The 21,656-nt window shown below is 44.6% G+C and carries 25 protein-coding genes; 10 read left to right on the top strand and 15 right to left on the bottom strand.

The annotated features are described in order from the left end of the window. Positions 1–411: 411 nt before the first annotated feature. From FTT68_RS12380 to ftsY, 3 genes are all read right to left on the bottom strand, one after another. Positions 412–1,071: a DUF2057 domain-containing protein gene (locus FTT68_RS12380; RefSeq protein WP_005178385.1), complete on the bottom strand. Its 660-nt coding sequence runs from the start codon at positions 1,069–1,071 to the stop codon at positions 412–414. A gap of 162 nt (positions 1,072–1,233) precedes the next feature. Then, positions 1,234–1,827 carry a nitroreductase family protein gene (locus FTT68_RS12375; protein ID WP_016658994.1) on the bottom strand — a complete coding sequence of 198 codons (594 nt, stop codon included), beginning with the start codon at positions 1,825–1,827 and terminating at the stop codon, positions 1,234–1,236. Between the two features lie 275 nt (positions 1,828–2,102). Continuing rightward, positions 2,103–3,203, bottom strand: coding sequence for a signal recognition particle-docking protein FtsY (gene ftsY, locus FTT68_RS12370; protein ID WP_016658995.1), 1,101 nt, complete (start codon positions 3,201–3,203; stop codon positions 2,103–2,105). 176 nt (positions 3,204–3,379) lie between these two features. On the opposite strand from ftsY, the gene FTT68_RS12365 reads away from it, so the two are divergent. Both FTT68_RS12365 and FTT68_RS12360 read left to right on the top strand, forming a co-directional pair. Continuing rightward, positions 3,380–4,774 (top strand): pitrilysin family protein, encoded by a 1,395-nt coding sequence (locus tag FTT68_RS12365; RefSeq protein ID WP_180175405.1) that lies wholly within the window; start codon positions 3,380–3,382, stop codon positions 4,772–4,774. An 11-nt stretch (positions 4,775–4,785) separates the two neighbouring features. Beyond that, a complete protein-coding gene (locus tag FTT68_RS12360) occupies positions 4,786–6,369 on the top strand; it encodes a pitrilysin family protein (RefSeq protein ID WP_180175404.1) in 1,584 nt (527 codons plus the stop codon). Here FTT68_RS12360 and FTT68_RS12355 read toward each other — a convergent pair. Next, complete coding sequence (locus FTT68_RS12355) at positions 6,293–6,628, bottom strand: hypothetical protein (RefSeq protein WP_005178398.1); 336 nt, start codon at positions 6,626–6,628, stop codon at positions 6,293–6,295. The genes FTT68_RS12360 and FTT68_RS12355 overlap by 77 nt on opposite strands. Positions 6,629–6,730: 102 nt before the next feature. Next, positions 6,731–7,090: a hypothetical protein gene (locus tag FTT68_RS12350; RefSeq protein WP_075174531.1), complete on the bottom strand. Its 360-nt coding sequence runs from the start codon at positions 7,088–7,090 to the stop codon at positions 6,731–6,733. Between the two features lie 224 nt (positions 7,091–7,314). Here FTT68_RS12350 and FTT68_RS12345 point away from each other — a divergent pair, with 224 nt between their 5' ends. The 3 genes from FTT68_RS12345 (at position 7,315) to FTT68_RS12335 (ending at position 8,637) form a co-directional block, all read left to right on the top strand. Then, complete coding sequence (locus tag FTT68_RS12345; protein ID WP_005178404.1) at positions 7,315–7,548, top strand: hypothetical protein; 234 nt, start codon at positions 7,315–7,317, stop codon at positions 7,546–7,548. 137 nt (positions 7,549–7,685) lie between these two features. Next, a complete protein-coding gene (locus FTT68_RS12340) occupies positions 7,686–8,060 on the top strand; it encodes a DUF2750 domain-containing protein (RefSeq protein ID WP_160241259.1) in 375 nt (124 codons plus the stop codon). Between the two features lie 145 nt (positions 8,061–8,205). Further along, on the top strand, positions 8,206–8,637 hold the full coding sequence (locus FTT68_RS12335) for a CBS domain-containing protein (protein ID WP_005178410.1): 432 nt from the start codon (positions 8,206–8,208) through the stop codon (positions 8,635–8,637). Positions 8,638–8,749: 112 nt separating this feature from the next. Here the strand turns inward: FTT68_RS12335 and trpB are convergent, their stop codons facing one another. The 9 genes from trpB to FTT68_RS12290 all read right to left on the bottom strand — a co-directional run bounded on the left by trpB (position 8,750) and on the right by FTT68_RS12290 (position 16,489). After that, positions 8,750–9,958, bottom strand: a complete 1,209-nt coding sequence (gene trpB / locus FTT68_RS12330; protein WP_075167962.1) for a tryptophan synthase subunit beta — start codon at positions 9,956–9,958, stop codon at positions 8,750–8,752. Between the two features lie 26 nt (positions 9,959–9,984). Then, on the bottom strand, positions 9,985–11,172 hold the full coding sequence (locus FTT68_RS12325) for a VWA domain-containing protein (RefSeq protein ID WP_104505803.1): 1,188 nt from the start codon (positions 11,170–11,172) through the stop codon (positions 9,985–9,987). 15 nt (positions 11,173–11,187) lie between these two features. Then, positions 11,188–12,039: a MoxR family ATPase gene (locus tag FTT68_RS12320; RefSeq protein ID WP_045795395.1), complete on the bottom strand. Its 852-nt coding sequence runs from the start codon at positions 12,037–12,039 to the stop codon at positions 11,188–11,190. Positions 12,040–12,076: 37 nt separating this feature from the next. Continuing rightward, positions 12,077–12,460 (bottom strand): hypothetical protein, encoded by a 384-nt coding sequence (locus FTT68_RS12315; protein ID WP_045795396.1) that lies wholly within the window; start codon positions 12,458–12,460, stop codon positions 12,077–12,079. Between the two features lie 21 nt (positions 12,461–12,481). Beyond that, positions 12,482–12,790, bottom strand: coding sequence for a YcgL domain-containing protein (locus FTT68_RS12310; protein WP_005178417.1), 309 nt, complete (start codon positions 12,788–12,790; stop codon positions 12,482–12,484). Between the two features lie 129 nt (positions 12,791–12,919). Then, positions 12,920–14,062: an HRDC domain-containing protein gene (locus tag FTT68_RS12305; RefSeq protein ID WP_104472778.1), complete on the bottom strand. Its 1,143-nt coding sequence runs from the start codon at positions 14,060–14,062 to the stop codon at positions 12,920–12,922. Positions 14,063–14,282: 220 nt separating this feature from the next. Continuing rightward, the gene (recR, locus tag FTT68_RS12300) at positions 14,283–14,879 is read right to left on the bottom strand and encodes a recombination mediator RecR (protein WP_005178420.1); all 597 of its coding nucleotides are present in this window, start codon (positions 14,877–14,879) and stop codon (positions 14,283–14,285) included. Positions 14,880–14,891: 12 nt separating this feature from the next. After that, positions 14,892–15,221 carry a YbaB/EbfC family nucleoid-associated protein gene (locus FTT68_RS12295; RefSeq protein WP_005178423.1) on the bottom strand — a complete coding sequence of 110 codons (330 nt, stop codon included), beginning with the start codon at positions 15,219–15,221 and terminating at the stop codon, positions 14,892–14,894. A gap of 80 nt (positions 15,222–15,301) precedes the next feature. Next, positions 15,302–16,489, bottom strand: a complete 1,188-nt coding sequence (locus FTT68_RS12290; RefSeq protein WP_005178426.1) for an O-succinylhomoserine sulfhydrylase — start codon at positions 16,487–16,489, stop codon at positions 15,302–15,304. Positions 16,490–16,626: 137 nt separating this feature from the next. Here FTT68_RS12290 and FTT68_RS12285 point away from each other — a divergent pair, with 137 nt between their 5' ends. The 5 genes from FTT68_RS12285 (at position 16,627) to FTT68_RS12265 (ending at position 20,853) form a co-directional block, all read left to right on the top strand. Further along, positions 16,627–17,733 carry an alpha/beta fold hydrolase gene (locus tag FTT68_RS12285; RefSeq protein WP_180175403.1) on the top strand — a complete coding sequence of 369 codons (1,107 nt, stop codon included), beginning with the start codon at positions 16,627–16,629 and terminating at the stop codon, positions 17,731–17,733. Further along, a complete protein-coding gene (locus FTT68_RS12280; RefSeq protein ID WP_168398672.1) occupies positions 17,730–18,602 on the top strand; it encodes an NAD(P)-dependent oxidoreductase in 873 nt (290 codons plus the stop codon). The genes FTT68_RS12285 and FTT68_RS12280 overlap by 4 nt, the downstream gene beginning before the upstream one ends. 82 nt (positions 18,603–18,684) lie before the next feature. Next, the gene (locus tag FTT68_RS12275) at positions 18,685–18,954 is read left to right on the top strand and encodes a YARHG domain-containing protein (RefSeq protein WP_045795400.1); all 270 of its coding nucleotides are present in this window, start codon (positions 18,685–18,687) and stop codon (positions 18,952–18,954) included. A 27-nt stretch (positions 18,955–18,981) separates the two neighbouring features. Beyond that, positions 18,982–19,395: an HIT family protein gene (locus tag FTT68_RS12270; RefSeq protein ID WP_005178433.1), complete on the top strand. Its 414-nt coding sequence runs from the start codon at positions 18,982–18,984 to the stop codon at positions 19,393–19,395. Between the two features lie 345 nt (positions 19,396–19,740). Next, a complete protein-coding gene (locus FTT68_RS12265; protein WP_180057535.1) occupies positions 19,741–20,853 on the top strand; it encodes a porin in 1,113 nt (370 codons plus the stop codon). Positions 20,854–20,963: 110 nt separating this feature from the next. On the opposite strand, the gene FTT68_RS12260 is transcribed toward FTT68_RS12265, so the two are convergent. Further along, positions 20,964–21,575, bottom strand: coding sequence for a YidB family protein (locus tag FTT68_RS12260; protein ID WP_104498959.1), 612 nt, complete (start codon positions 21,573–21,575; stop codon positions 20,964–20,966). Between the last annotated feature and the right edge of the window lie 81 nt (positions 21,576–21,656).

The raw sequence follows: 21,656 nt of genomic DNA, 5'->3' as shown, positions 1-21,656 counted from the left end.
GAGTAATTTAAACCAATCAATTAATGAAAATATATTCGATTAATCAACCAGTAAAAATCCACACAAGTTGTTCTTCATAATCTCTTAATGATCTTTCCAACACCTCGTCAGTGCCAGAAGCTGGACTCAAAACACTCGACAACTCAGCGATCCGCCTCGTTCATCACCGTGTATCTCGTCGGTATGGGGTGCATTCTAGAGAAATTTAAAAGCTTTGCAAGCACATTTTATAAAGTTTTAAGAAAAAAGTACCTGTCTGGTTATTTTTAAACCAGATTGCTGCATATTTCATCTGTATTACTAAGTTTAGCTAAGTAATTATAAAAATAAAGTAGTCCACTTAGACTTTAAATCTATAAATAAAAAACCAGCCGAAGCTGGTTTTATAATCTTTTCATTTTATTGCGGTTTTTAATTGGCCTGTTCTGCCAGCCACGACATAAATTTTTGTCGTTCTGTTTTAGACGCTTGTTGCCACAGCTGAATCAGTTGCTGATCTGCACCGGCAACATTGCTAACAGTTGCAACGGGTTTGGTTGTCACGACTGCTTGCGGACTATACACCGCTGCTGGTTGTGTCACCGATACAGGTGCGGCCTGCGCAGATTCTGTTGAAGAAGTACTAAATAAGTTTTGTAAAATGCCACGGTTTAAATCTTTGGCTCCAGCCTGCTGCACCAGCAGCTGATTTTTCGCATCAAATAAACCGAATACCGGCTGCTTGGCAAACTCCTTGGCATCATCATGCGTTTTTGGTGGATTCACCAGCCCTAAACGGTATGTGGCTTTATCTTGTAAAACCGGAGTTTTAATATGCACGATGCCCGAACGTACAATATCGTGTGAACCAATGCCCGGATGCTCTTCAAAAAACTGTACATAACGTACGCTCAGCACATTCTCGCCAGGCTGCACGCTATAGTTATGATTACTGCTAAACAGACGGCTTTTCACTTCCTGACCATTTAAACCTTCAACCTTAATTTCTTCCGGTGCCGTAATGGTCACTGCGGAAAAAGCTGTACTACTTAAACTTAAAGCCAGTGCTGCGAAGGATAAACGTAAAGCCATGCTGTTCACTCTAGTCAATTGTTCAATTTTAGTTGCACTATGCAGCGCTGAAATGACAGTTTTATGACAAAAATGGGGAAAGCCCAATTTCTCTCTTTTTAGTGTCGTTTTGCCATAAAAAAGAGCGCTGAATGCGCCCTTTCTTTGGTTTAGCTATGCAACTTAGTGAAAAGTTTTAAAACGATCTGCATCATTCATAAACTCTTTATCACCCGCTGGTGCTTCAATTGAACCGAACACCAGTTGCGCTCTTAATTTCCAGTTGGCTGGTACATCAAAGGTCGCCGCAACTTCTTCATCAATAATCGGGTTGTAATGCTGTAGCGATGCACCAATGTTGTTTTCTGCCAGCGCAATCCAGGTTGCAAACTGGGCAATCCCTGTTGAATGCTCTGACCATACCGGGAAGTTATCTGCATATAGTGCAAATTGTTCTTGCAGTGCTTTCACGACATCTTGGTCTTCATAGAATAACGCAGTACCAAAACCTGCGGCAAAGCTGCTGATTTTGCTGTCAGTTGATGCAAAGTTTTCAGCCGGCACCATTTTACGCAAGGTTTCACGTACAATTTCCCAGAATTTGGCATGTGATTCACCAAACAGAATCACCACACGTGAAGTTTGCGAGTTAAACGAAGATGGGCTTAAACGAACGGCTTCTTTAATAATTTCTTCAATTTTCGCTTCGTCTAGCGCCACATTTTTACCAATTGAGTAAATGGTACGGCGTTTAAGTAAATGATCTTTAAATGACATATCTTTTTCCTTGGTATGGTCTTGTGTTTATAACAGATGGATTTATCTTAACGGCTGCCTGGGCTGGGAAATAGCCCCAGTTTTATAACAATGTGTTGCATTTATGGAACAATAACCGCGCTTATCGTAGATTTTATGAAAACAAGTTAAATTTTAAAGCACATCAAAGCGGATGGAGCATCATTCCTGCTCTAGGTTTAGATCAATTATTAGGTTTTCTTCCAGTTTAAAGGATATATAAAAAAACTCCGCAAATCGCGGAGTTTTTGAGCTGCTTATTTGTCTGTTTCAAACAGCGCTGCCACAAAGGACTTGGCTGAAAATGGACGCAGGTCATCAATTTTTTCACCCACCCCAATAAAGCGGATAGGCACATGGGTACGGCTGGCAATATTAAACAGCACACCACCTTTGGCGGTACCATCCAGTTTGGTAATAGTTAGACCGGTCAAGCCGACCGCTTCATCAAACATTTCAACCTGGTTAATCGCATTCTGACCGGTACCGGCATCTACCACCAGCATCACTTCATGCGGTGCAGTGGCATCAATTTTTTGCATCACGCGTTTAACTTTGGTCAGTTCCTGCATCAAATGACCTTTGTTATGCAAACGTCCTGCAGTATCAGCAATCAAGACATCCATACCTTTGGCACGCGCACTTTCAAAGGCATCAAAAATAACCGAAGCACTGTCTGCACCATGACCTTGTGCGACCACAGCAACATCATTACGCTCGCCCCAGATTTGTAACTGTTCAGTCGCTGCTGCACGGAAGGTATCACCAGCGGCCAGCATGACTTTCTTGCCTTCACCTTGTAAACGTTTGGCCAGCTTACCAATGGTGGTGGTTTTACCCACACCATTCACGCCCACCACCAGAATGACATACGGATTTTTATTCGAATCAATATGCAACGGTTTAACACGCGGCGCCAGTAAAGCCACCAGCTCTTCCTGCAAGGCTTTATACAACGAGTGTGAATAAATCAGATCGCCACGCGCAGTACGTTCAGTCAGGTTGGCAATAATGGTTTTGGTGGCATCAACACCAATATCGGCCACCAGCAATTGCTCTTCAACTTCTTCTAAAAGTTCATCATCAATTTCTTTGCCACCAATTAAGATGTTGACCATCCCATCGGCAAAGTTTTTACGGGTTTTTGTTAACCCTTCTTTCATACGGCTAAAGAAACCGCCTTTTGATTTCTCTTCAGCTGCTTCTGTGGCTACAGGCGCAGAAACAGGTGCTTGTTCTACTTTAGGTGTTTCAACGATAGGTACATTTACCGCAGGTAAACTTGGCAAAGTGACATCGTCATCCCCGATATCAGCATCAATCAAAAATTTATTTTGCCCATTAGATTGCTGTTGCATGCCGAATCCTTGAAAAGCAGTGCGTTAAAAAGTTGGATTCTAACATAAACTGCCCGCTTTGACTTGTCATTGCCAATCATGTGTCGCAGGCTGCAAAAAGTTACAGGATTCCCTTGCTTTCACTGCCCCGTTTCTGAAGAATGAAAGCAAATACAGATGCATTGCGGATCATCTTTGTGATACTGAACAATAAAATTTTGCCTGCTGTGGTTCATCATTTAAAACAACAACGTTTCGCCCTTACCCTACTTCTGATCGGTTTCTCATCGAATGCTTTGGCGGCCAATACTCAAAGCGAGCTGGCACGCAGTACCGTTGAAACCACGTTAAAAAACGGTTTAAAAGTGATTATTCGTGAAGATCATCGTTCGCCAATGGTGATGACTCAAATCTGGTACAAAGTTGGTAGCAGTGATGAGTCGGGAAATTTACTCGGTATTTCTCATGCACTGGAACATATGATGTTCAAGGGTACGCATAAAGTACCGAATGATGAATTTACCCGCCTCAGCCGGATTTACGGCGGCCGGGTCAATGCCTCGACCTTTACCAATTACACCAATTATTATCAGCTGTATCCAAAAACCTATTTTCCGATGGCGCTGGAGCTTGAAGCCGACCGGATGCGTAATTTATTGCTGCGCCAGCAGGATTTTGCCACCGAAATCAAAGTGGTGATGGAAGAACGGCGCCAGCGTACCGATGACAATCCGCGTGCTTTGGCTTTTGAACGGTTTAAATGGATTGCCTACCCGACCAGTCATTATCGCCAGCCAATTATTGGGCATATGAAAGATCTGCAAAATATCCAGCTGGAGGATTTACGTCAGTGGTACAAGCAGTGGTATAGCCCGAATAATGCCATTTTAATTATTGTCGGCGATGTTAATGCTGAAGCGGCCTTGCTGCAGGCGCAAAAATACTTTGCCGATATTCCAGCGCGCAGCCTGCCAGCCCGCAATGATGTCCGCGAATTTGAACGTCTGGGCTATCGGCACATGGAACTGAATTTTCCGGTTCAGGTGCCGAATTTGTATATGGCCTGGAATGTCCGTTCGCTAACGACTGCGACCAATCCGCAAGATGCCTATGCACTCACCATTATTCAGCATTTATTAGACAGCGGCATTTCTTCTCGTCTGCAGCAGCGTCTGATTCGTGAGCAAAAACTCTTAAGCGCCTTAAGCGTCAGCTATGATCCATATAATCGTGGCGACAGCCTGTTTACCATTTCAGCTTTACCGGTGGATGGCGTGGATCTGGCCCAAGCTGAACAGGCGATTCAGGCTGAAATTGAACGCCTAAAAACCGAGCTGGTGCATGAACAGGAAGTGAAACGCGTGACAGCCAAGTTTGTGTCGAATTTGCTTTATAGTCAGGATGATCTGGCTGGACAGGCCAAGATGATGGGTAATCTGGAGGTGAATGGATTGAGTTATCGCCTGATGGATGAGCTGCCCCAGCATTTTGAAACCGTACGCCCGCAAGACATTCAACGCGTCGCCAATGTCTATTTTGTGCGTGACAATTTGACCACCTTATATTTGCGTCCACACAGCAAGTCACCCTAAAGGATACCGACATGCCCTATTTCCGTTCCTGCGTTCTGGTGGCCAGCTTATTTGCGATCAGTTCTGCGCAGGCCAATGTCAATACCACCACCGAAGTGGATGAAAATCCAAATACCTTACAATCTCTGCCGCTGCTGCAAAGTCTCAGAAATATTAATCAGCAGAAATTGGATTATCGCGCGCCTTATGTGCATGACCTGAACAACCGTTATCAGGTCAGAACCCTGTTTGTGGAAACACAGGACTTGCCAATTCTGGATATACAGCTGACCTTTAATGCCGGTGCCGCGCGTGATCGGGAAATTGAAAGCGGCTTATACGGCGTGGCCAATATGGCCGCCCAGCTCTTAGATGAAGGCACGCCCAAATATAATGCACAACAAGTGGCTGCCGTGTTTGAACAGGTCGGCGCGCAGTTTAGTGCGCGAGCCTATCGGGATATGTTTATTGTCAAATTACGGGTGCTGTCTGACCCGGAAAAACTGGAACCGGCTTTAGCCATGATGATGGAACTGCTCAAACATGCCACCTTTGAAAAACAGAGTATTGGCATGGTGGTCAGCAATAACCAGCTGGGGCAAAAACAGCTGAAAGAAAATCCCAGCCGGATGATGGAGATTCAGCTGTATCGCAGCTTATATGGGCAACATCCTTATGCCCAGCCAATTAACGGTACCAATGGCAGTATTCAGCGGATTCAGCCCAAACATCTGCAACAGTTCCGTGAGCAGTTTCTGGTGGCGCAGAATATGAATATTGCCATTACCGGAAAAATGCAGGCCAAAGCAGCTTTAAATCTGGCAGAACGCATTGCCGGCAACTTAGCGCAAGGTCAGGCGGCTGCACCACTCCCCACACCCATCACAGCAAATGGCTTTCAGATTGTACACATGCCCTATCAGTCCAGTCAGGCGCATATTGTGCTCGGTCATATTGGCACCACACGTCATGATCCAGACCGGCTGGCTCTAGAAGTGGCCAATCGTATGCTCGGCGGTAGTGGTTTTCATTCTGTTTTGATGAAAGAACTGCGGGTAAAACGCGGCTATACCTATGGCGCATCCAGCAGCATGAGTTTTAGTCAGGCACCGGGTGTATTTCGCATCAGCTACTCAACCCGGCAAGATCAACTGATGGACAGTATTCGTGTCGCGCATAAGGCACTGGTCGATTTTGTCCGCGAACCGATTGATCCGAAACAGCTGGAAGAAACCAAAAACGGCTTGTTAAGAGCCTATCCTAACCATTACAGCAGCAATGCCAGTATTAATGCCCAGCTCGGCAGTTTGGGATTTTATGGACAATCGGCACAAAGCCTGAGTGAATATTCAGTGCAGCTCAGTAAAATTAGCGCCGAAGATGTGCAAGCTGTGGTACGCCGGCATCTGCATCCGGAACATCTGACCGTGATTGTAGTGAGTGAAAGTTTAGATAAGGCGGCTTTAGAACAACTGTTGCAGTACAATTTACAGACCACCGGCGGTCAATCGCTTCCTCAGGTTGAAGATATTCCGGCGATTAATATGCCTCCACATCCAGGGGAGGAAGTTGTTTTGCCTGACCCAGTTCCATCTGATGGGCCTGCATCAATTTAAGATACTGCCCATAACGCACCTGTGGCTGCTGCATTAAGCGCACAGCCATCTCCTGGGTTTCAGGATACATCGACTGCTGTGACAGATACTCAATATTCTGAAATTGTACGGACCCGACCGGGCGATAAAGTGCAATAGAAGATAACAGGAGAATAATGACAATAATGCTGACCACTACCCCATTATAAATTTGCTCTAACGTGAGTCGTGATTTTAATTGAATGAATAATTGAGAAATTTTTTGTATTGCGTCATGCATAGCCTACCTCGAATAGCCGTAGTGTAGGATGCTAGCGGTATTTGCACAAGATAGATGACCCAATTTTACCCGAACTGGCGAGTAAAATTGAGCCATTGCTGTTTAAGTCATCAGCGCGCGGAATACGGTATACAGGATAATACCCGCGACAAGGGCCAGCACAATGAAGATGGCAAAGATACTGACCCCTTTTTCGGCATCAGCCGGATGCAGTTCATCATCATCGGCAATGCTGATTAGCTCACCATTATAAATACGGTAGAATTCTTCACGCTGCTGTGGATCGAGTGTACTGGTAAAGTCATGCACACGTTTACGCTGCGCCAGACAATACTCACCTAAATGAATTTCCTGATGGAACACCGCCTCATCGAGTTTTTTACGGTGATGATGGGCCAGCTCGATAATCTGCTCCGCACGTAAAGGCAGATCAAAGTTAAAACCGTCTATTGTATTTGTCATGTGGCTCTCCTTTTTATGTTACCTTTCTTATATGCATATCATAATAAAATTATAGAGTGTTCAATGTTTAATCATGTAAACTTGAAATATCACGGATCTGCCCCATCTCTTAGTTGACATTTCCACGAATGTGTAATATTAGTTTAACACAACCTCGATAAACTATTATTTAGACTGGCTATACAGTCTTTATTGCGATCATAATTAAAATAAAGGAGTTTTATATGATTCAGAGTATCTCTCACCATGATCTTGAAATTGCATATGCAAATGCGGTTAACACCATTCAATCACAGATGAACTTCCAAGATGCTGTGGCTGAACTTGAACAGGTTGCCCGCGCGGGTCATGGCAAAGCCGCTATGTTCTTAGCTGAACTGTACTATCAAGGCTTCCGCGTAGAACGCGATTCACTCAAAGCACAGTACTGGCAGAATATGGCCACCATGCAAGCATAAACAGACGTCACCTAGGTGGCGTTTTTTAATGCCTGAAATTTGGTTTTTTATATTTGTTTACGATTTAACGCAAAGCTTAAACGCTTTATTCATCTGAATTTCCTACAATACAGGCACCACATTAGTGTTTATATGACATGAACCAGATTAAGTCTTTAAAACCCGCTGCCCAAGATATTCACATGAAAATCAGTATTCTAAAATCAATGATGTATTGCGGGGTACTTTGGGGGCTATATCATCAGGGTTGGGCCATGACCTCCGATCAGGATGATTTTATTTTTCCCTTTTGGTTAAACGGTGTCCAAGCCTATAAATATGCCAAGAAACACTGGCCAAACTACACTCCACGCCAGATTAGTCCGCAGGATTTCCAGAATTCTTTGCTACCGACCTTAACCCGTTTAAAAGTTACACCGGCGCTGTGTCATTGTTCCAGCCAGCAATTCAAGCTGACCACACAGCAAATGAAACACTTTTTCTTTAATGACACCCAGTTAAAGACCGCTTAACGTAGAGATTCATGCACCATCAAACCTCAACGAAAACAATATGACTGCTGATTATGGCCTCTAATGATAAAACTATTGGCATTTTTCAAAATTGAGGTTAAGTTAGAACCCATACCAAGAACAAAAATGGCAAGGACCAGACAGAATGACCAATGTAACACACGTATTAAAAGATAAGCATAGCCAGGAAATATACACCGTTAGTCCAGAAGCAACTGTACTCGAAGCAATTTCAATTATGGCCGATAAAGGCATTGGGGCGCTTGTAGTGACCCATGAAGGCCAAGTGGTCGGGATTTTATCCGAGCGTGACTACACCCGTAAAATTGCGTTGATGGAACGCTCTTCTTATGACACCACCGTCAATGAGATTATGACCGCAAAGGTACTGACCGTGACCCAAAGCACCAGTGTAGAAGACTGTTTAAGCCTGATGACCGATCGTCATTTACGTCATTTACCGGTAGTAGAAGATGGCAAACTGGTTGGACTGGTGTCGATTGGCGACTTGGTAAAAGCAGTAATGGATGATCAACGTAAACTGATTGACCAGCTACAACAATATATTGCCAGCTAAACAGACAATATAAAAAACAAAAAAAACTCTCCTTCAGGAGAGTTTTTTTATGGCTAGCCTTTTAAAAAACGATCTTTTTTAAAACTGCTCGTTTAAAAGAGACTAAACAGGATTAATTCAAGCCCAGCTTGTGTGCCACATAGTCCGCATCTTTGTCGCCGCGACCGGACAGGTTTACCACAATATTAGTATCTTTAGACATTTTTGGTGCTTCACGTATTGCCCATGCGACCGCATGCGAGCTTTCCAGTGCCGGCACAATCCCTTCAACCCGTGATAGCTGAATAAAGGCGTCCAGACATTCCTGATCAGTAGCAGTGGTATATTCGACACGACCAGCATCTTTCAGGAAGCTGTGCTGTGGCCCTACACCCGGATAATCCAGCCCAGATGCAATCGAGTGTACCGGGAGTGGCTCACCCTGCTCATCTTCCAGCACATAACAGGCCATACCGTGTAACTGACCCGGTTTACCTAAGGTGAGGGTTGCAGAGTGCATATCGGTATTCAGGCCATGACCGGCTGGCTCAACACCAACCAGTTTTACTTCCGGATCATTCAGAAACGCGGTAAAAGCGCCCACAGCATTAGAACCACCACCGACACAAGCCACAATATAATCCGGCTGTGCACCAAAACGTTCCTGCGCCTGAACTTTAATTTCATCACCAATAATGGCCTGGAAATCACGTACCATCATCGGGAATGGATGCGGTCCCACCACCGAACCAATCGCATAAATATAGTTTTTCGGATCTTTTAAGTATTCTTCGAAGGCGCTGTCTACCGCATCTTTTAAGGTTGCAGTGCCGCGGGTCACGGAAATCAGCTTGGCGCCCAGAATTTTCATTTTTACGACATTTGGATGTTCTTTCTCAATATCGACCTGACCCATGTGAATTTCGCATGGAATACCCACCAGAGCACAGGCGGTTGCCAATGCCACGCCATGCTGACCAGCGCCAGTTTCGGCAATGACTTTGGTTTTGCCCATATATTTGGCCAGCAAGGCTTCACCTAAACAATGGTTAATTTTATGTGCACCAGTGTGGTTTAAATCTTCACGTTTTAAATAGATTTGTGCCCCGCCCAACTGCTCAGATAAACGCTTGGCATGAAATAGCGGACTTGGACGACCTACATAATGTGCGAATAGCTCAGCCAGTTCCTGCTGAAATTCCGGAGTCTGACGAATTTCTTCGTAGGCCACTTTAATATCATCCATCGCCGCTTTCAGATGCGGTGGAATAAACTGCCCGCCATATTCACCAAAAAAGCCATCTTCATTGGGTAAGGCAACGCCATTCATCTGAGAGTTCATGCAGTATTCCTTCTATTTTATGAAGCTTAACGCGCCAAATAACGGGTTAAATCTTCAATCCCCTTTAACGTCATGGGATACATATGATTTTCAAAAATTTGCTGGATTAAACCGATGGTCTGGGTGTAGTGCCAATATTGCTCTTGTTCCGGGTTCAGCCAGGCGGTTTTATCAAAATGCTGGCGTAAACGGCGCAACCACACCTGCCCGGCCTCATCATTCATATATTCCACTGAACCCCCAACGGCATTCAGCTCATAAGGTGCCATACTGGCATCCCCGACCACAATCACACGATAGTCGCGTCCATAGGTATTGAATAAGTCCCAGGTATTCATACGGGTGTGTGAACGGCGCACGTTGTCTTTCCAGACATAGTCGTACAGGCAGTTATGAAAATAAAAATATTCCAGCGTTTTAAATTCGGTTTTGGCGGCACTAAACAGCTTTTCACACTGGGCGATGTGCGCATCCATGGAGCCGCCGACATCAAACAGCATTAACACTTTAACCCGGTTACGCCGTTCGGGTACCAGTTGCACATCCAGAATACCCTGTTTGGCGGTTTCACGAATGGTGCCATCGACATCTAACTCTTCAGCCGCGCCCTGACGGGCAAACTTGCGCAGACGGCGCAGCGCCATTTGCATTTGCCGTGAACCGAGCAGCTGGTCATCATCCAGATTACGGTATTGACGCTGTTCCCAGACTTTAACCGCTGAACGTTTACGGCCCGGCCCGCCTATACGCACCCCTTCAGGATGATCACCATAGGCACCAAACGGCGAGGTTCCACCGGTCCCAATCATGCGGTTACCGCCCTGATGCTTTTTATGCTGTTCGCGTAAACGCTCTTCCAGCATTTTCATCAGTTCTTCCAGTGAACCGGCTTTTTTCAGTTCTTCGCGCTGCTCCGGGGTTAAATGCTTTTCCAGCAGCTCCAGATCAAACCAGTCTTTCGGCAGCTTATGGACCTGATTCAGCAATTCATCCAGATCAAAGGTCGAGATACCATCAAAGTAATCTTTCATGGCCCGGTCGAACTTGTCAAAAAAGCGCTCATCCTTGACCATAATGGTTTTGGCCAGATGATAAAACTCATCCTGATTGGCAAAGACCAGACCTTCTGCCACTGCACGGTTCAGGTCAATCAGTTCGCGGGTGGTGACCGGGATGCCGTATTTTCTTAAGGTATAAAACAATCGCACAAACATGTGGCGATTACTCCCTTAACGACGGGCCATAAAGGCTAAGCGTTCCAGTAACTGAACATCCTGCTCGTTTTTAATCAGCGCGCCATACAATGGTGGAATGGCTTTGGTTTTGTCAGCATTACGCAGAATATCGTCCGGCATGTCATCCGCCATTAACAGACTCAGCCAGTCAATCAGCTCAGAGGTTGAAGGCGGTTTTTTCAGGCCCGGAATCTGGCGTAGTTTAAAGAACACCTGTAAGGCTTCTGACACCAAAGTCGTGGAGATATTCGGGAAATGCACATTGATGATGTCGCGCATGGTGGCTTCATCAGGGAAATCAATATAATGGAAGAAACAGCGACGCAAGAAGGCATCGGGCAGTTCTTTTTCATTATTGGAAGTGATGATCACAATCGGACGCTGCGTTGCGCTAATGGTTTCGCCAGTTTCATAAACGAAAAAGGACATTTTATCCAGCTCATGCAGCAAGTCGTTTGGAAACTCGATATCGGCCTTGTCAATCTCGTCAATCAGCAGTACACAGCGCTCTTCACTGCTAAACGCTTCCCACAGTTTGCCCGGCTTAATATAGTTTTTAATATCATAAACCCGGTCATCCCCCAGCTGGCTATCACGTAAACGCGACACGGCATCATATTCATACAGGCCTTGCTGGGCTTTGGTGGTCGATTTGATATGCCAGGTAATCAGTTTCAGTCCCAGGCTTTGCGCGACCTGCTCGGCCAGTAAGGTTTTACCGGTACCCGGTTCACCTTTAATTAACAGGGGCTTTTGTAAACGACGTGCCGCCTGCACCGCCAGCTTTAAGCTGTCAGTGGCGATGTATTGATCAGTACCAGTGAAGTGTTGTGTATCTACAGACATGAGATAACCTTATTTCAATTTAAACTTATTTTTGTAATTAAAGCGCTGTGCTGTTGTTCTTGGCAGCAAGACCTGCCTTACGCTGGCTATATTTAGACCAGAAATAACCAACCACCAGTCCTAAACCAATCACCACCAGAATGGCAGATAAATTGGACCAGACCAGCGGCATTTCCTTGGTTAATACACCAAACAGCAAACCAAAGGTGGCCGGTGCAATACCTGCATTATGCCCTTCGGAAATGGTAGGCGTCAGCAAGATAGCAAAGACCACAATCCAGCTTACGCCGCCAAGTGGATGAGGCAGACGTTTGGCAATTTCATACCAGCACCATAAAATAATCAGGCTACCCAATAGATAGACCGTAACGGCAATGGTATTTTCAGGAATTGATTCTAAAAAAGTCATTAAATTTTCCATCACTCAACTCCTGAATTTAACTTAGGCACCGCGTAAGCCTTCTGGCTCAACCGCATTCGGATTAATTAAACCTTCTGGCGGCATTTGAATAAAGAAGCCTTTGGTTTGAATCGAATCCATGACATGCAGAATATTGGCCCGCGCGAGTTTACGGTTTTCATGCAATTCTAAATCCATGACAAACGTTGCACGACCAAATGCAGTACGCAGTACTTCCGGTACCACTTCAAGCGGATCTGCCGCTTCTGCTTGATCATCTTGGCTTTCAATACGAGCGACATAAAGATACATTTCATCTTTTTTGCTCGATTTATAAATTGAACAGAACATATTCAGCACAATACTCGTTTAACTCAGGCCAAAGCATACATCAAAAAAAAGACGGATACATTAGTGATTATTAACGCATCAGTCGTGATTGTGTACAAATCATAATTCTGGCAGCAGTTTGCTGTTTTTTTAATCCATCACTTTCATATGATTGGATAAATACTGCTGATCTTGATGCAGCACTTCAATCAGCGGCTTGGTCAGCAGATCATAACGCCAGCCCAATAAATAGCTTGGTAAATCCTGCTCATCATTTTTAAATACCACATGCTGATACAGGGCATTCAGCCATTTTTTCCGCATCAGCACTTCTTTAGGGATGCCGGTTTCATTGACGCCGCGTTGAATCACCTGCTCAATGTGCTGCCCGACTTCTTTGGAAGAATGGCGAATTGGACGCGCCATGCGCAGCGGCCAATGCTCTGGATCGGGCAGGAATTTCAACAGGTCTAAAATAGTTTTGCCATGTTCACGTAAAATATTCGGACGGATTTCCTTCACGTGTGACAGCTGGAAATTATTTTTCGGATTTTTTTCAACCAGATCCAGTAAGGTGGTATTTTTCAGAATAAAGCTGCGTGGCTGGTTTAAAGCCTTAACCATCTGTTCACGCCAGACCACCAATTGCTGCAACTGCATGAGCTGACGGCGTGAATGGCGGTAATTACCGACATCCTGATACAGACGCTCTAGCGGTGTATCTTCCCCAATTTCCTGGGTTAAATGACGGCAGTCTTCTACCACCAGATTCAGTAACGATTTTTGCTGCAAGTCCTGCTGTACTTTTTCTGCCAGTTGCATTAAATACAGCACATCATTGGCTGCATATTGCAACTGTTCCGGTGATAATGGTCGCGCCAGCCAGTCCGAGCGGGTCTGGTCTTTGTCAATATCGACCTCTAGCACCTGCTTTAGAGCATTCTGATAGCTGACCTGCAGACCATAGCCCAAAAAGGACATGCCAACCTGGGTATCAAATACATTTTTCAGTGATTTTTGCTGGGCATAATGATAGATCAGGTCGATATCTTCGCCGCAAGCATGGAAAATATTCTGCTGCGCCTGGAAGATTTTTTCCCAGAACGCCGAAAGATTCAGCGTTGTTCCATCCAACAAATAAACTTTTCCTGCGACATTAATCTGGAACACCCCCAATTTGGGCCATAAGGTATCAACCTTGATGAATTCGGTATCCAGTCCATAGGTAGAGTTTTGACTCATTAATGTTAAAACATTTTCAAAGTCTTGTTGCTGTTGAATAAATTGGAACATAGCAGAGAGAGTCGTTAAAGTTTCTCAAGGGGTATTTTAACCAATAAATATAATTTAGCTATAAAAAAATAAAACTTACGGTATATTTTGCTGATTTTTTTTAAAGTTTAAGCTCAAGATAAACAAAAGTTTATATTTTTTATATCTTAGTTAAAGTTTCAATATTTGATTAAGACACAATTTAAAAAGTTGAAATCTGATGAAATAAGCACCGGAGTACTTATTTCATGCGCATACGGTTATGGACAGCCTGACTTAAAGTGTGACTGTCGATATATTCCAGTTCACCACCTTGCGGCACGCCCTGGGCAATCCGGGTCATCTGCACCGGTAAATGCTTGGTCGCTTCGACCAGATAATGCGCCGTCGCCTGACCTTCTACCGTGGCATTGGTCGCCAGAATCACTTCTTTGACCTGACCCGAGCTTAAACGGTGAATTAAAGCTGGAATCCCGATTTCTTCCGGGCCAATCCCGTCAAGCGGCGATAAATGCCCGCCCAAGACATGATATTTACCGCGGAAGCTGCCACTTTGTTCAATTGCCATGACATCGGCTGGTGATTCCACCACGCAGAGTAATTCTTCATCACGTTCCGAAGATGCGCAGATATTGCACACTTCATCTTCGGTTAAAGAATGGCAGATGGAACATTCGTGAATATGCGTGGTCGCCTCATTTAAGGCATAAGCCAGACCCAGCGCGCCTTCACGGTTTTTCATGATCAGGTGCAAGGCCATGCGCTGGGCCGATTTTGGCCCAACACTTGGCAAAATACGCAAGGCTTGTACCAGTTGATCAAAACGATCGCTGAACACAGATGCGCTACCTTAGAACATGCCTGCCAAACCTGGTGGTAAGCCCATACCAGAATTCGCTGCTTTCATACGTTCTTCAGAAATGGTTTCTGCCTGACGCGCTGCATCATTCATGGCCGCAGCAATCAGGTCTTCAATCATGTCTGGATCGTCTTGTAACAGTTCAGGATTGATTTCAATACGCTTCACCACGTTACGGCAGGTCATGGTTACTTTGACCAGACCACCGCCCGCTTCGGCATGCACTTCAGTTTGTGCCAGTTCTTCTTTGGCTTTCTTGATATTGTTTTCTACTTCTTTCTGCATGCGCTGCGCTTGCTGCATTAACATATTAATGTTCATAAAAATCTCCGAACAAAACTGACATCTTTGGCTAAGCACTCTACACGAAAATTCAGCAAAAAGATGTCAGAATTTATAAATTAAATCAGGTCTAAACCACGGCTAAGGTCGCGAATAATATCATCAATATCTTCCAGACCCACAGAAACACGAATTAAACCTTCTGAAATACCGGCTTGCTGTTTGGCTTCGGCAGACATACGGCCATGTGAGGTGGTAGCAGGATGGGTAATTGTAGATTTTACATCGCCAAGGTTACTGGTAATGGATAAGAAACGCGTGTTATCAATGACGGTCCATGCGCCTTCACGCTCACCTTTCACCACGAACGATACAACACCGCCAAAACCGCTTTGTTGTTTTTTCGCTAACTCATGCCCTGGATGCTGCGGCAAGCCAGCATAATATACGGTTTCCACTTTTGGATGAGCATCCAGCCATTCTGCCAGCTTCTGCGCACTGGCGCAGTGGGCTTTCATCCGCAGGTTCAGAGTTTCCAGACCTTTAAGGAAGACCCAGGCATTAAACGGACTCATCGAGTTACCCAGGGTACGAATCACGCCATTAATTTCTTCCAATAACTGATGATTACCGACCACTGCACCACCCAAGGCACGGCCCTGACCATCAATATATTTGGTTGATGAATAAATGATTAAATCCGCACCAAATTTAATCGGCTGCTGTAAAACCGGGGTACAGAAAGTATTGTCGACGGCAAACAAGGCATTGGCTGCATGGGCAATATCGGCAATCGCTTGCAAATCACCCACTTGTGCCAACGGGTTAGATGGGGTTTCAATAAACAGTAAACGTGTATTCGGGCGAATCGCCTGCTGCCAGGCCGCTAAATCTTCCAGATCAACAAAGGTTACATCTACGCCAAATTTCATGACGTATTTTTCAAATAATGAAATGATCGAACCGAATACCGCGCGTGAACACACCACATGATCGCCGGCTTTTAAATAGGCCAGGGTAATTGCATGTACTGCAGCCATACCTGAACTGGTGGCCACGGCACGTTCTGCGCCATCGAGCACTGCTAAGCGTTTTTCAAAAGTATGGACAGTCGGATTGGTATAACGGGAATAAGTATTCCCTTCAATTTGCCCAGAAAATTTAGCGGCTGCATCAGCTGCACTTTCGCAAACAAAAGACGATGTTAAAAAGATGGGTTCACTATGCTCACCCTCGAAGGTACGGTCATGACCAGTACGAATTGCCAAAGTATCTAACTGATATTCGATCTCGTCTTGTTCGCTCATCTCGATTTTCGCCCTTAGACTACCGTTATAAGAATTGCCAACATTTTGAGCGCCCAAGGTGTTTAAGGTCAAGGTAAAATATGGAAATATCGCTTAGACTTCATCCAACTCAGCGTCATGACAAGCAGATAGAGGCTATGAACCCAGTACAGAAAAAATTTGCAGATCAACGCAAGAAGTTAAAAAACTTATCGACCCGGCTTTTTAACAGCAAGACTTTGGTGATCTCCCAAACCACACCGTATGAGATCATTGGCGAATACCAACACGCACAAATCCGTTATTACGCTTCACCCAATAAAGCCTATCAGGAGCCGCTGGTCTTTGTTGCGCCGCTGGCGATTAATATGGCGATTTATGATTTGTATCCCTATCGCTCTTTAATCAAGCATTTCCAGCATAGCGGTTTTGATGTCTACCTGATTGACTGGGGACGTTTAAACTATACCCATCGTCATTTAAATTTTATGTACTTTATTAATGCTGCGATTCCGCATTGTATTGAGCAGATTCGACAGCACTCCCATAGCGAGCAGATTTCCCTGCATGGCTGGAGTATGGCCGGCGTCTTTGTGATGCTGTATACCGCCTATCATCAACCTCAGATCGTGAAAAACCTGATGGTGCTGGGCAGCCCGGTAGACAGTTATGCTTCCGGTCGCATCGGCCAGCTGTTTAAACGCAGCAACCAGCTGATTTCACGTAATCACAAATTAAAACAGGCCTTACATCAGGGCTCTATTCCCCCACATTTCATTCATACGCCCGGCATCATCAACGCTTTAGGTTTTAAAATTCTAGATCCTAAAGGCTGGCTGGACAGTCAGCGCCAGCTGTTTCTCAACCTGCATGATCCGCAAATACTGCATGAACATGCCACGCTGGGGAATTTCCTGAACAATATGATTGATTATCCGGGCGGGATTAATCAGGACATGGTACTGAATGTCTGGCTGCAAAATCCGTTAAAAAACGGCATTATCCGCCTGAAGGATGAACATATTGAACTAAAAAATATTCGCTGTTCTTTATTTGTCGGGGCCGGGCAAAGCGACCAGATTGTGACGGCTGCCGCTGCACAGCCTTTAAGCCAGTTGACAAGTAGTACAGATGTCACGTTTACTCTTATTCCGGGTGGTCACTTAGGCCTGATGTCCAGCCAGAAAAGTGCCAATGAATTCTGGCCCAAGCTGACCCGTTGGCTCGAGCAAAGATCAACAAAAATACACAAGGAAACCGCATGATTCAGTCCGTTGCATTTATTGGTTTGGGCGCTATGGGATACCGCATGGCCGCACATTTACCCCAGCATTTTGATACAGTCTATGTCTGGAACCGTAATTTTGCCAAAGCCGAGCAACACGCAGCGGAATATGCCACCCAAGCGGTTCAGCTTGAACAGGCCGTACAGGCCGATGTGATTTTCTCCTGCCTGCCGACCAGCCAGGATGTAGAACATCTGTTAGAGGGTTTGACGCTAAAAGCCGGCTCTATCTGGGTGGACTGTACCAGCGGTGTTCCAGATTCTGCCCAAAAAGTGGCTGCGCAGCTCAAAGCACAACAGGTAGATTTTCTGGATGCACCTGTCAGTGGGCAAACCATCGGTGCAGAAAAAGGCACCTTAACCGTGATGGTGGGCGGTGATGCGCAAGCTTTTGAAAAAGCCCTACCCGCAATGCAGGCTTTTGGGCAACTGATCAAGCATGTCGGTGAACCGGGCGCTGGTTTTGCTGTTAAAGCCATTAACAACATGTTGATGGCTGTGAATTTATGCGCCGTTGCCGAAGGATTTACCACCTTAAAAGCGCATGGGGTAAACTTAAACGAAGCGCTGGATTGTATTAATGCCTCAAGCGGCAAAAGCGCGGTAACGGAAATGGTATTACCCCAGCGTATTCTTAATCGCGCATTTCCACTAACCTTTGCCCTGCCGCTACTGGCCAAAGACACCGGAATTGCTTTAGACTTGGTACGCGATGCAAAACTTTCAGCACCGGTACTCGGACTGGCCCAAAGTTTGATTCAGGCTGCCAATGCTACTGCTGAACCAGATAGCGACTTCTCCAGCGCCGTTAAAATGTATGAGGACTGGAACAAGATTACAATTGAGTAAGATCTGGCCATTGAATAATCAGAATAAAACCTAATATTGTGAGTAGATGCTTACCCACAATGTTATTACAGAGGAAACTCGTATGAATAAGCTCACTGTTGCATTATTGACCAGTCTTGCAACATTCATTGGGGCAAATACCACTGCTTTTGCTTCAGCACAGGAATGTCAAAAGCTGAAAAATGATCATGATGTAATTTATGCATCAAAAGGCTTCTGCTTTAAAGATCCTGAAGCCAAAGCCAAGTTTGGCAATGACAACTGCTATACCACCAAGCCAAAATTTTCTGAAAGAGAGCAACAACGACTTGACGAAATCAAGGCACGTCAGAAAGAATTGAACTGTAAATAATTCAATGCATTGATTAAAGGAAATATCATGGCTTACGATGATCAAAATATTTTTGCAAGAATCCTGCGTGGAGAACTGCCTGCAATTAAAGTCTATGAAGATGAGCAGGTTCTTGCGTTTATGGACATCATGCCTCAGGCAGATGGTCATACACTGGTCATCCCGAAATCACCTGCGGTTACCCTGCTCGACTTAGATCCACAAGTCGCAGCCTACACCATTCAGGTGGTGCAGAAAGTTGCCAAAGCCATGGAAAAAGCCTTAGGACTAGATGGAATTGTATTGATGCAGCTGTCTGGCGCTGCTGCGGGACAAACTGTACCGCATGTTCATTTCCACCTCATTCCTACCTCGGTACATCAACTCGGCAAACATGCTGCGCAGATGGGTGACCAGGAAAAAATCATGCAACTGGCTGAAAAGATTAAGGCAGTGCTTTAAAATATTTTCCCCGGTGAAATGTAAAAATGAATGGAGCGGCTGCTCCATTTTTTTAAGCAGAACTTCTGCTAAACCTATTTTTATGACACTAAGGTGTCAATTCGCTTGCAATTAAGTGATTCATTTTAAAATTTTTCCTGATTTGGAAATTTATCTTTTTATAACAATGCTATTAAAAGTAAGTTTTTGATCTGATTTGTACTTTTTAATATTTTTGAAATATTTCCTTAATATTACTGTCGCATTTGTAAGGAATACTTAGCACCAATAGAGAACGGGGGTAGATCAATCCTACTTCTGAACAATGTTTAGGACTAAAAACAATAGTCTGTATTGGAGCTACACATGAAAAAAACGCTTTGCGCATTAGCAGTTGGGGCAACCTTATTTACACCAGCATTAGCTATGGCTGCTGATGTAAAAGTATATGGTCGTGCACACGTATCTTTAGACTATCTTGATGATGGTGCAGACTACAACGAAGTTGGACTATCTTCAAACTCTTCTCGTTTAGGCTTCAAAGCTGAACAAAAATTAGAAAACGGCATGACTGTTTTTGGTCAAATCGAACAAGAAATTAACTTCGCTAGCGGTTCAGCAAACGATGATTTAGAGTTTGCTACACGTGATACTTTCGTTGGTTTAAAAGGTGATTTTGGTCAGGCACGTGTAGGTCGCTTTGACAGCCCGTTTAAAGTTGCTCGCGGTCCAGTCAACTTCTTTGGTGACCAATTAGGTGATATCCGTAACGTAACACGTGCAGGTAACTTACGTTTTGATGAACGTAATGCCAATACAATTGAATATAAATCACCAAAATTTGGTGGTGGCTTTAACGTTTTAGCTGCTCTTTCTTTACATGAAGGTAATAGTGCAGGATACCCAAGCACAATTGTAGAGACTGTTGAAGATGAGAATGGTGTAGAACAAGATGTTATCATCGCACAAAAAGGCGACACCAAAAAAGACAAAGCCTACGATCTTGCTTTAACTTATAAAGAAGGTCCGGTTGATTTTGCTGCTGCGTATGAACACTACGAAGAAGATGCAGGCCGTGGCGAACGTGATGGTTTCCGTGTTGCAGCTGCATATAAAATCACACCTGAATTAAACTTCGGTGGTTTATACCAATATTTAACGCATGATAACGATGTTGCAAACCCAGATGCCCAAGTATTTGGTGTAGCTGCTGACTATAAATTTGCACCAAAAACTTATTTACGTGGTCAAGTGTTCCACCGTGATGTAGATGCAGATGATGCAAATGCAACTCTTCTTGCAGTGGGTCTTGAACATCGCCTAGACAAAGCAGTACGTGTATATGGTAACTTGGCTACTGTACTGAATGATGAAAACTCAAATCTGACTCCATGGTCTCAAGGACGCTCAAATAGCGTAGGTGGTACACGTGGTGAAGATGCATTCGGTCTTTCTCTAGGTTTCCGTTACGACTTCTAAGTCTAACCTCTACCTAAAAAGCAAAAAAAACACGCTTCGGCGTGTTTTTTATATCCAGATTTATGGATTTAAAAAGCCAACCTCAGGTTGGCTTCATTATATAAACAGGCTTATCTTTTCAAGAAACCTGACACCATATTCAGCACATTCTGAATATCATTATTGGCTTCAGTTTTACTGGTCTGCTCACCCTGTGGAGTTAAAGAGTCAATAATCTGTGGCAACACCTGTGAAATTGCGCCATAAATATCCTGTTTAGGGGCATGGGTTTGCTGCGCTACCTGTTCCACTTCTTCATCATCAAACAGATTCTGGACTTCCTGCGGATTCACACTGGCATTCTCGCCCGGCCCGGTCGAAACCCAGTCATCCACCTGGCTGCTTAGGCCCTGACCTTTTAATTTGTCCAGTGCACCTTGCAAACCACCCTGCTTTTGAATCCAGGCCAGCACCAAAGGCAATACCGCAACCAGAAGAGAAGTTTTAGAACTACCACCTAGCCCCTGACTGGAACCACCGAATTGGCCCAGCACAGAGCCTAAAATCCCACCCAAACCGCCTTGCTGGCTTTGCCCACTCTGCTGGTGATTATTTCCAAGTTGACCTAGAACTGAACCGAGAATACCGCCTAGCCCACCACTTTGTTGGGATTGCTGCTGATTGGAATTTGAACCTAAGGCCTGTTTCGCCAAAATTTCCACAATATTGCTTAAGTTTGTCATGATTTTTATTTCTTCCTTTAATGACATTCACTCAGCATACGATGCTTCATTCATTTGAAACATCCGAAATTGTTATGTTTT

Source organism: Acinetobacter sp. Q85-2 (assembly GCF_013420555.1).
Taxonomy (GTDB): domain Bacteria; phylum Pseudomonadota; class Gammaproteobacteria; order Pseudomonadales; family Moraxellaceae; genus Acinetobacter; species Acinetobacter indicus.
Note: the sequence above shows the minus strand (reverse complement) of the source record. Positions and strands in the feature narration are given on the sequence as shown.

Bases quoted from the DNA above. Each gene is read 5' to 3' on its own strand.
- FTT68_RS12380 (WP_005178385.1), bottom strand. From the start codon at position 1,071: ATGGCTTTACGTTTATCCTTCGCAGCACTGGCTTTAAGTTTAAGTAGT.
- FTT68_RS12375 (WP_016658994.1), bottom strand. From the start codon at position 1,827: ATGTCATTTAAAGATCATTTACTTAAACGCCGTACCATTTACTCAATT.
- ftsY (WP_016658995.1), bottom strand. From the start codon at position 3,203: ATGCAACAGCAATCTAATGGGCAAAATAAATTTTTGATTGATGCTGAT.
- FTT68_RS12360 (WP_180175404.1), top strand. From the start codon at position 4,786: ATGCCCTATTTCCGTTCCTGCGTTCTGGTGGCCAGCTTATTTGCGATC.
- FTT68_RS12355 (WP_005178398.1), bottom strand. From the start codon at position 6,628: ATGCATGACGCAATACAAAAAATTTCTCAATTATTCATTCAATTAAAA.
- FTT68_RS12350 (WP_075174531.1), bottom strand. From the start codon at position 7,090: ATGACAAATACAATAGACGGTTTTAACTTTGATCTGCCTTTACGTGCG.
- FTT68_RS12345 (WP_005178404.1), top strand. From the start codon at position 7,315: ATGATTCAGAGTATCTCTCACCATGATCTTGAAATTGCATATGCAAAT.
- FTT68_RS12340 (WP_160241259.1), top strand. From the start codon at position 7,686: ATGAACCAGATTAAGTCTTTAAAACCCGCTGCCCAAGATATTCACATG.
- FTT68_RS12335 (WP_005178410.1), top strand. From the start codon at position 8,206: ATGACCAATGTAACACACGTATTAAAAGATAAGCATAGCCAGGAAATA.
- trpB (WP_075167962.1), bottom strand. From the start codon at position 9,958: ATGAACTCTCAGATGAATGGCGTTGCCTTACCCAATGAAGATGGCTTT.
- FTT68_RS12325 (WP_104505803.1), bottom strand. From the start codon at position 11,172: ATGTTTGTGCGATTGTTTTATACCTTAAGAAAATACGGCATCCCGGTC.
- FTT68_RS12320 (WP_045795395.1), bottom strand. From the start codon at position 12,039: ATGTCTGTAGATACACAACACTTCACTGGTACTGATCAATACATCGCC.
- FTT68_RS12315 (WP_045795396.1), bottom strand. From the start codon at position 12,460: ATGGAAAATTTAATGACTTTTTTAGAATCAATTCCTGAAAATACCATT.
- FTT68_RS12310 (WP_005178417.1), bottom strand. From the start codon at position 12,790: ATGTTCTGTTCAATTTATAAATCGAGCAAAAAAGATGAAATGTATCTT.
- FTT68_RS12305 (WP_104472778.1), bottom strand. From the start codon at position 14,062: ATGTTCCAATTTATTCAACAGCAACAAGACTTTGAAAATGTTTTAACA.
- FTT68_RS12295 (WP_005178423.1), bottom strand. From the start codon at position 15,221: ATGAACATTAATATGTTAATGCAGCAAGCGCAGCGCATGCAGAAAGAA.
- FTT68_RS12290 (WP_005178426.1), bottom strand. From the start codon at position 16,489: ATGAGCGAACAAGACGAGATCGAATATCAGTTAGATACTTTGGCAATT.
- FTT68_RS12285 (WP_180175403.1), top strand. From the start codon at position 16,627: ATGAACCCAGTACAGAAAAAATTTGCAGATCAACGCAAGAAGTTAAAA.
- FTT68_RS12280 (WP_168398672.1), top strand. From the start codon at position 17,730: ATGATTCAGTCCGTTGCATTTATTGGTTTGGGCGCTATGGGATACCGC.
- FTT68_RS12275 (WP_045795400.1), top strand. From the start codon at position 18,685: ATGAATAAGCTCACTGTTGCATTATTGACCAGTCTTGCAACATTCATT.
- FTT68_RS12270 (WP_005178433.1), top strand. From the start codon at position 18,982: ATGGCTTACGATGATCAAAATATTTTTGCAAGAATCCTGCGTGGAGAA.
- FTT68_RS12265 (WP_180057535.1), top strand. From the start codon at position 19,741: ATGAAAAAAACGCTTTGCGCATTAGCAGTTGGGGCAACCTTATTTACA.
- FTT68_RS12260 (WP_104498959.1), bottom strand. From the start codon at position 21,575: ATGACAAACTTAAGCAATATTGTGGAAATTTTGGCGAAACAGGCCTTA.